This window comes from Ferruginibacter sp., assembly GCF_031430955.1.
Lineage (GTDB): Bacteria > Bacteroidota > Bacteroidia > Chitinophagales > Chitinophagaceae > Ferruginibacter.
In genome coordinates this window covers 1-5703 of the sequence record NZ_JANPCM010000351.1, presented here as the reverse complement: position 1 = coordinate 5703, position 5703 = coordinate 1, and the positions used below count along the sequence as shown (strand labels likewise).

6 protein-coding genes and 1 pseudogene are annotated in these 5703 nt (G+C 35.0%); 5 read left to right on the top strand and 2 right to left on the bottom strand.

Annotated elements, in window-relative coordinates:
• The 3 genes from ACY65O_RS09975 to ACY65O_RS09965 form a co-directional block, all read left to right on the top strand.
• On the top strand, nt 1-605 hold a 605-nt coding region (locus ACY65O_RS09975), incomplete at its 5' end, for a hypothetical protein (RefSeq protein WP_462220705.1).
• A gap of 20 nt (nt 606-625) precedes the next feature.
• Nucleotides 626-1888 (top strand): zinc dependent phospholipase C family protein, encoded by a 1263-nt coding sequence (locus ACY65O_RS09970; protein WP_462220704.1) that lies wholly within the window; start codon nt 626-628, stop codon nt 1886-1888.
• 101 nt (nt 1889-1989) lie between these two features.
• Nucleotides 1990-2535: a TVP38/TMEM64 family protein gene (locus ACY65O_RS09965; protein WP_462220703.1), complete on the top strand. Its 546-nt coding sequence runs from the start codon at nt 1990-1992 to the stop codon at nt 2533-2535.
• Between the two features lie 15 nt (nt 2536-2550).
• On the opposite strand, the gene ACY65O_RS09960 is transcribed toward ACY65O_RS09965, so the two are convergent.
• Entirely contained in the window at nt 2551-3000 is a 450-nt protein-coding gene (locus tag ACY65O_RS09960) for a hypothetical protein (protein ID WP_462220702.1), read from the bottom strand.
• Nucleotides 3001-3181: 181 nt separating this feature from the next.
• Here ACY65O_RS09960 and ACY65O_RS09955 point away from each other — a divergent pair, with 181 nt between their 5' ends.
• Nucleotides 3182-3730, top strand: a complete 549-nt coding sequence (locus ACY65O_RS09955; RefSeq protein WP_462220701.1) for a C40 family peptidase — start codon at nt 3182-3184, stop codon at nt 3728-3730.
• Between the two features lie 112 nt (nt 3731-3842).
• On the top strand, nt 3843-5084 hold the full coding sequence (locus ACY65O_RS09950) for a PQQ-dependent sugar dehydrogenase (protein ID WP_462220700.1): 1242 nt from the start codon (nt 3843-3845) through the stop codon (nt 5082-5084).
• A gap of 111 nt (nt 5085-5195) precedes the next feature.
• Here ACY65O_RS09950 and ACY65O_RS09945 read toward each other — a convergent pair.
• A pseudogene (locus tag ACY65O_RS09945) lies at nt 5196-5703 on the bottom strand (hypothetical protein); the annotation flags it as partial.

Sequence of the window (5703 nt, the reverse complement as noted above, 5' to 3'; positions counted from 1 at the left end):
TAGCTTATAAAGAAAGAGGTGCCATATCAGAAAAAACAGGCGTTGTATTTTTTAACAATGTAAACGGCACTGTTACCAATGTTACCAATATAAAAAACATTGTAGCAAAAAACGAAATGATGGTAGTGAATGCAAATGCGTCTTTTTTAGGAGTAAGCAATGTGCAAACTACGTGGCGGTTGCCGTTAAATACTACTAATGGTGCATTCAATATAACGGGTACGGGGGGCAGCTATAATGCAACAGCATTAAACCCGGTGTCGGAACCATTGGGAATGGTAGCCATACAAAAAGGCAGGTTCAATAAATTAACTTTCGATTTAAGTGGTAACGATCTTATGGCAAAAGGCACTTCTACCCTGCTGTACGAAGACCTGAAACTTACCGTGCTTAAACCAGATTCGCCTGCAACCAAAAAGAAAGTATTATTAAGTTTTGTAGCTAATTTTTTAGTAATTAACAATAATCCGCAAAATGGAGAAGTTAGAAAAAATGATGTTACACAGGAAAGGGATATTACCAAATCGTTTTTTTACCTGGTATGGAAAAGTATTTTTGCGGCGGCTAAAAAAACTGCGACAGGAAAAAATACTGGTTTGAGATAAAAAAATTAATCAGCATAAAAATGAAGAAGTCAATTTACTTTAATAATTTTTTTTTATTGCTTTTAACTGTATGTGTTTGTATTCCGCAAAATGTAAAGGCGTATTCTGTTCTTACTCATGAAGCAATAGTAGATGCCAGTTGGGAAAAATCGCTTAAGCCATTGTTGTTAAAAAAATATCCGGGCATCAACGATTCTATTTTAAATATTGCACACTCTTATGCGTATGGTGGTGCCATTGCACCGGATATGGGTTACTTTCCTTTTGGCAGCCATTTATTTACCAACCTGGTGCATTATGTACGCAGCGGCGATTTTGTAGAGGCGCTGATTGATGAAGCACAAAATGTGAATGAATATGCATTTGCGTTGGGTTATTTAAGCCACTACATGGCCGACAGATATGGGCATTTAACAGGTACGAATATATGTGTGCCAATGTTGTATCCGAAAATAAAAGAAAAATTTGGCGATATTGTTACTTATGAAGATGATAAAATTTCCCACAAACGAACTGAATTTGCATTTGATGTACTGCAAACTGCAAAAGGCAATTATGCTTCCATTGCCTACAGGAATTTTATTGGCTTTAATGTATCACTGCCGGTGTTGGAAAAAGCATTCCGTAAAATTTATGGGCTTGATATTAATGATGTGTTTCGAAATATTTCCGTTTCGATTGAAACGTTCCGCTGGTCAGTAAAAAACTTATTTCCATTCATAACTAAACTTACCTGGTCTGTTAAAAAAAATGAAATTCTTAAAACACAACCTACCGCAACCAGCCGCAGTTTTAAATACAAAATGAGTAAGGCCAATTACAAACACGATTTTGGTGGCAGCCATAACCAACCGGGCTTTTTTACTAAAAGTATATCGTGGTTAATTTTTGTGTTACCAAAAGTGGGGCCGTTACGCCCATTAAAAATTAAAGCACTTGATGCCAATGCAGAAAAAATATTTATTAAAAGTTTTGATACTGTTTTATTACAATATAACGCCGCAATAAAAATTTTATCCAATGGAAAATTAAACCTTTCCAATATAGATTTTGATACCGGCAGCGATACCGCACCCGGAGAATATGATATGGCCGATGCAGCCTACAACAGCCTGTTATTACAATTGCATAAAAATAAATTTAAAGGGGTAGATAAAGATGCAAAGATGAATATCATTGATTTTTATAAAAATTCAAAAGCACCCACAACAAAAAAAGGTAAAAGAAAATGGATAAAAGTACTGACGGCATTAGAAGAACTTAAATTATACACAGTTATTTAAAAATAATAATTGTCATTTCAGAAAATATTAATGCCTGTTATTTCACCAGTAAGTAATTTTAATACATCTTTATTAAAAATTGATTACCGAATAACTGATCAGTGGAAAATAGTTTATTACAGGTTTTTAAAGATTATCCCCAGCTGGCTATTGTAATAAGTATCTGCATAAGCATACTTATTGCAGTTCTGGGTTTAATACCCAGTGTATTTATTACCGCAGCCAACATTTTATTTTTTGGATTCTGGAATGGTACACTCCTTTCTTTTTTAGGAGAAGCTATTGGCGCAGCTATTGCTTTTATATTGTACCGGAAAGGGTTTAAAAAAATTGCAGCAAATAAACTTCAACAATTTCAAAAAGTAAAAAAGCTTATTGATGCCGAGAATAAAGAAGCCTTTTACCTGGTATTCTCTTTACGGCTTATCCCTTTTGTTCCCTCGGGATTAATAACATTTGCGGCAGCAGTTGGTAAAGTATCTTTTATTATTTTTTGTATTGCCAGTTCGTTAGGCAAATTACCAGCGTTGCTTATGGAAGCATATGCGGTTTACGAAGTTACAAGTTTTGGGTGGCAGGGTAAATTGCTTTTAGCAGTATTGGCTGTGGGGTTATTATTTTGGATTATGAAGAAGAAAAAAAAATAATTGTACTGCAAAAATTTATTCAATACTTTCTATTAGATAATTATTACCGTTAATTGCCGCAGTATCACCTTCCTGCAAACCCATTAATTTTATACCTAATGGCGATTGAGGCGACAAAGCAATTATATGTACACCCTCAATTACTGCTTTGCCCAAAGCAATGCTTAAAAACAAATAACCCCGGTTGGTTTTAATCAGGCTGCCATGCACAACTATTTTTGGTGCTATTGAAGGATTTATTTTCTCCAGCGCATCTTTTTGTACAATCGCCTCCTTCATTTGCCCTCTTGTATTAGCCTGCTCAATCTGCAGCATTGCTAATGCAGTTTCATGCTTATCCCCGGCGGTGCTTTTAGTTTCGTTGCTGCCGCTTTCTTTTAAATCGTCCAGCACTTTTTGCAGTTGCTGTATTTTATCATTTATCTGTTGCAGGTAATGACGGTATATTTTTTGCTTTAATGTCATAAATAATTTAGCAACAAAAATAATCTTCGTAAACTAAACTTCATTGCAAAATAATAATTATCAGCAATAAAAAACAATTGAACCTACAGCTGAAAAATCATGTATATTACAGATACAACTCTTGAACTTTATGAAGAATTTCTACATCTTTTTAGTTATTTCATTTTGTAATTGCAATTATATGCCGCAAACTGATGTTACAGAAAATAAAATTGATACAACTCAACATATTATTACTGACAGTATTATTGCAAGAGCAAAAATTAAATTTACTGATTCCGCTGATACAGTACCCGTAATCAGTATAAATTTAATAACAGACAGTTTTCCTCAAACATTAATTGCCTACGCTAAAACTTTAATGGGCACCCCTTATAAATATGGTTCTGTAAATCCGGCCGAAGGTTTAGATTGTTCTGGTTTTATTACCACTGTATTTAATCATTTTAATATTAAAGTTCCCCGCTCATCAGTTGATTTTACAAACTATGGAATTACTGTAGATTCTGCTATTACAAAACCCGGCGACCTGATTTTGTTTACCGGAACCGACAGCCTTAGTACAATTGTTGGCCACATGGGCATTATTACTGCTACCAATGATGGCGTAATTAATTTTATTCATTCCACATCGGGCAAAGCCTATGGAGTGGTTGTTACCCAATTAAATAATTATTACAGAAAAAGATTTGTAAAAATTGTAAGGATACCTTTTTATAATATTAATTGATTATCCGGCTGCAAAAGTAACCTCTTAAAATTAAATTCGTATTTATTTCCGGCACATATAAAATAATCAATTAACTGCATTATTTTTACACCTAATCATTAACAATTATTTTATGCATCTAAAATTCATCTTCTCTTTAACAATAATTGCCCTTACAATTTTTGGTTGTAACAGCAACCCTGCATCTGAAAAAAAAGAGGATACCAAAAATGCAGCTGATAGTATTGCTCCATCTGCTACCGAAAACAAAATACCCAATGCACATTACAAACCTGCTTTTGGGGGGCAAACAAGAATTAATACAGTTACAACAACTACTGCTTACCAGGTAGAAAAAATTGCGGAAAAATTGGGAAGGCCCTGGGCAATTATTGCTTTACCCGACGGCAAATTATTGCTAACCATAAAATCGGGTTATATGGAAATACGCAACGCCGACGGAACATTAAATAAAAAAATAACAGGGTTTCCAAAAGTGTTTGATTCTGGGCAGGGCGGCCTGCTGGATGTAGGGCTTGACCCGGATTTTGCAACAAATAAAACCATATACTGGTCGTTCTCCGAAAAATATGGCAAAGGAAATCTAACGGCTGTGGCTAAAGGCCAGCTAAATGAAAATGATTCTGTGATTAAAAATCCAAAAGTAATTTTTAGAGCCACACCCGAATTGAACAGTGAATATCATTTTGGCAGCCGCCTTATATTTGATAAAGAGGGATATCTTTTTGTAAGCGCCGGCGAAAGGTCGGTACTGGAAGGAAGAAAACAATCACAGTGGCTTAACAGCGGCCTGGGTAAAATATTTAGGATTACAAAGGATGGCAAGCCAGCCCCCGGAAATCCATTTGCAGGTAAAAAAAATGCTAAAGCAGAAATTTATTCTTATGGGCACCGCAATCCGCAAAGTTTAGATTTTAATCCTGTAACAGGCGATTTATGGGAAGCAGAATTTGGACCACAAGGGGGCGATGAATTAAATATTATTAAACCGGGCAAAAATTATGGCTGGCCAATAATTACTTACGGCTGGGAATACAGTGGAGAAAAAATCGGTGATTCTATTCAGCAAAAAGATGGCATGGAACAACCGGTATATTTTTGGGATCCGGTAATTTCTCCCAGTGGAATGGTTTTTTATACAGGTGATGCTATACCAGAATGGAAAAACAATCTCTTTATTAGTGGCTTAAGCAGCACACGTATTGTAAGATTAGTAATTGAAAATAATAAAGTGACAGGTGAAGAAGCTTTACTTACTGATAAAAAAGAAAGAATACGTGATATAACACAATACAATGGCATGCTGTATGCTGTTAGCGACTTCGGAATTTTATTCAGAATAAGTAAAAAGTAAAGTTTAAATATTTTTTATACAAACAACCCTTCATTAATTATTGAAGGGTTGTTTTATTTATTGAAGAATTATATTTTAAAAATAATTTCAGAACTATTTACAGGAAAATAATTAATTAAATTTTACTACTTCAAAATCACTACCATGCACCTGCCCTAATTTTTGCAGGTCGTTATTATTCCATCTTTCATCTGGCGCACCAGTTATGTACAAGTTGCTGCCAATATCGGCAAGTATCAATCCATATTTTTTCATGGCACGTAAAATAATTTGATTGGTAGCAGAATACATACTAATATCAAAATTTGCTTTCAATCTTATTCTTGCACCAAAAGGTAAGCAGTATTGCCCGCCGGTACTGTTTACTTTATGGCGTGCCGGAAAAATATAAGCAGGTTTTACATTGCTGCTGGTTAATGTAAATCTTATCGGATGATCTATTTCTCCTTTTACAATTTCGTCGTAACGCACCAGGCCGGGAAAAATGGGTAAGCCTGCTGCATCAGCAGACGTCCAGGTATCTGGCCGCAGCAGGTTGGAGTTAAGATTAAAAATTGCGCCTGAAGATGCATCCCAACGATTGCCGTTTACCCTTGCATAAAAAAGTTCGTACAAAATT

Excerpts from the sequence above, each read along its gene's own strand:
- ACY65O_RS09970 (WP_462220704.1), top strand. The coding sequence starts at position 626 with ATGAAGAAGTCAATTTACTTTAATAATTTTTTTTTATTGCTTTTAACT.
- ACY65O_RS09960 (WP_462220702.1), bottom strand. The coding sequence starts at position 3,000 with ATGACATTAAAGCAAAAAATATACCGTCATTACCTGCAACAGATAAAT.
- ACY65O_RS09955 (WP_462220701.1), top strand. The coding sequence starts at position 3,182 with ATGCCGCAAACTGATGTTACAGAAAATAAAATTGATACAACTCAACAT.
- ACY65O_RS09950 (WP_462220700.1), top strand. The coding sequence starts at position 3,843 with ATGCATCTAAAATTCATCTTCTCTTTAACAATAATTGCCCTTACAATT.